This window comes from Corallococcus sp. 4LFB, assembly GCF_046520365.1.
Taxonomy (GTDB): Bacteria; Myxococcota; Myxococcia; order Myxococcales; family Myxococcaceae; genus Corallococcus; species Corallococcus caeni.
Window position 1 is genome coordinate 1 of the sequence record NZ_JBKGHJ010000890.1, and the last position, 1,880, is coordinate 1,880.

The 1,880-nt window shown below is 75.6% G+C and carries 1 protein-coding gene and 1 pseudogene; both read left to right on the forward strand.

The window, feature by feature from the left end; all coding sequences use genetic code 11:
• A pseudogene (locus tag ACLEQD_RS42430) lies at positions 1-472 on the forward strand (ActD-like protein); the annotation flags it as partial.
• Positions 469-1,880, forward strand: a 1,412-nt coding sequence (locus tag ACLEQD_RS42435) for a caspase domain-containing protein (protein ID WP_410391655.1), incomplete at its 3' end; no start/stop codon positions are given. The pseudogene ACLEQD_RS42430 and the gene ACLEQD_RS42435, both read left to right, overlap by 4 nt.

The following is a 1,880-nucleotide window of genomic DNA, read 5'->3' on the forward strand; positions in this document are numbered from 1 at the left end:
GGGGACCGGAGGCACCCCCGGCGTCCTGGAGCCCACGCGCAGCAAGGGGCTCCAGCCCCGGCTCGACGTGCACCGCCAGGCCGCCACCCGCACCGAGCGCCTCACCGACGGCGCCCCCGCCCAGGCCGGTGACGTGGTGCAGCTGTCGTACACGGCCGCCGGCCACGCCCACGGCGTCATCCTCTCCGTGGACGGCCGGGGCGCCGTCACCCCGCACCTGCCCGACCCGGGCGACACGTCCGCGCCCCTGGAGCGCAGCGGCACGCACCTCTTGCCCCGCGCCTACGAACTGGACGACGCCCCGGGCTTCGAGCGCTTCTTCCTCATCACCGCCGACGCCCCCTTCGAGCTGGAGGGCGTGATGGCCGCCGCGCGCGTCCTGGCCACCTCCCCCGAGGCGCGCACCGCGCCGCTGACCCTGCCCCCGGGCCTGGGCCAGACGTCCTTCCTGCTGGAGAAGCCCTCCCCATGAGAGCGCTCGTCATCCTCCTGTTCGCGCTGGGCGCGGCCACCTCCGCCCACGCCGCGGAGGCCTCCGCCGTGCGCCGGCTGGCCCTGTTCGTGGGCGTCAACGACGGCGGCCCGGAGCGCGTGCGGCTGCGCTACGCGGAGACCGACGCGAAGGCCTTCGCCCTGGTGCTGTCGGAGCTGGGCGGCGTGCTGCCCCAGGACCGCGTGCTCCTCACGGACGTGGACCGCGCGGGCGTGCTCGCGGGCTTCGACCGGGTGCGCCGCCTGGCGGAAGGCGTCCGCACCGCCGGGGCCCGCCGCGTGGAGGTGCTGCTGTACTACTCCGGCCACTCGGACGACGAGGGGCTGCTGCTCAAGGGCCAGCGCCTGGACTACGGCGAGCTGCGCCGCTCGCTGGAGGGGCTGCCCGCGGACGTGAGGATCGCGGTGCTGGACTCGTGCGCGTCCGGCGCGTTCGCGCGCAAGAAGGGCGGCGTCGCGCGGCCCGCGTTCCTGGTGGACTCCGGCATCCAGGTGAAGGGCCACGCCATCCTCACCTCGTCCAGCGCGGACGAGGCGTCGCAGGAGTCGGACCGGCTGGGCGGTTCGTTCTTCACGCACCACCTGCTGTCCGGCCTGCGCGGCGCCGCGGACGTCACGCACGACGGCCGCGTCACCCTCACGGAGGCCTACCAGTTCGCCTTCCACGAAACGCTCGCGCGCACGGAGCGCACCCAGGGCGGCGCGCAGCACCCCAACTACGACATCGAGCTGGCCGGCACCGGCGACCTGGTGATGACCGACCTGCGCGCCACCACCGCGGGCCTGGTCCTCACGGAGCCGCTGGAGGGCCGCCTGTACGTGCGCGACGCGGTGGGCACGCTGGTGGTGGAGGTGCAGAAGGTGTCCGGCCGCGCCACCGAGCTGGGCCTGGCCCCCGGCGCCTACCGCGCGCGGCGCGAGTGGGACGGCGGCGTGTCCGAGGCGGCCTTCACGCTGAAGGAGGCGCGCGCACGCCGCTTTCGCCCGGCGACTTCCTGGGGCGTGGGCCACGAGGCCACCGTGATGCGCGGCGGCGGTGGGGGCAGCCCGGCGCTGTCCCCGCGGGGCCGTCAGCTGCTGCCGGTGAACCTGAGCCTCGTGCCGTCGATGAGCACCAACACGCTGCGGGCGGGCCGCGCGCAGGTGGAGAACCGCTTCGCGCTGGGCGTCGTCAACGGCGGCGCGGCGCTGGGCGGCGGGCTGGCGCTGGGCCTGGCGGGCAACGTGTACGACGCGGAGGTGTCCGGCCTGGCCATGGCGCTGGGCTTCAACACGTCCGGCGCGGACGTGGACGGCGCGCAGCTGTCGCTCGTCACCAACGTGGCGGGCGGCGCGGGCAGGAACTCGTACATGGTGACGACGGGGCCGGGGCGGATCTCCACGACCTC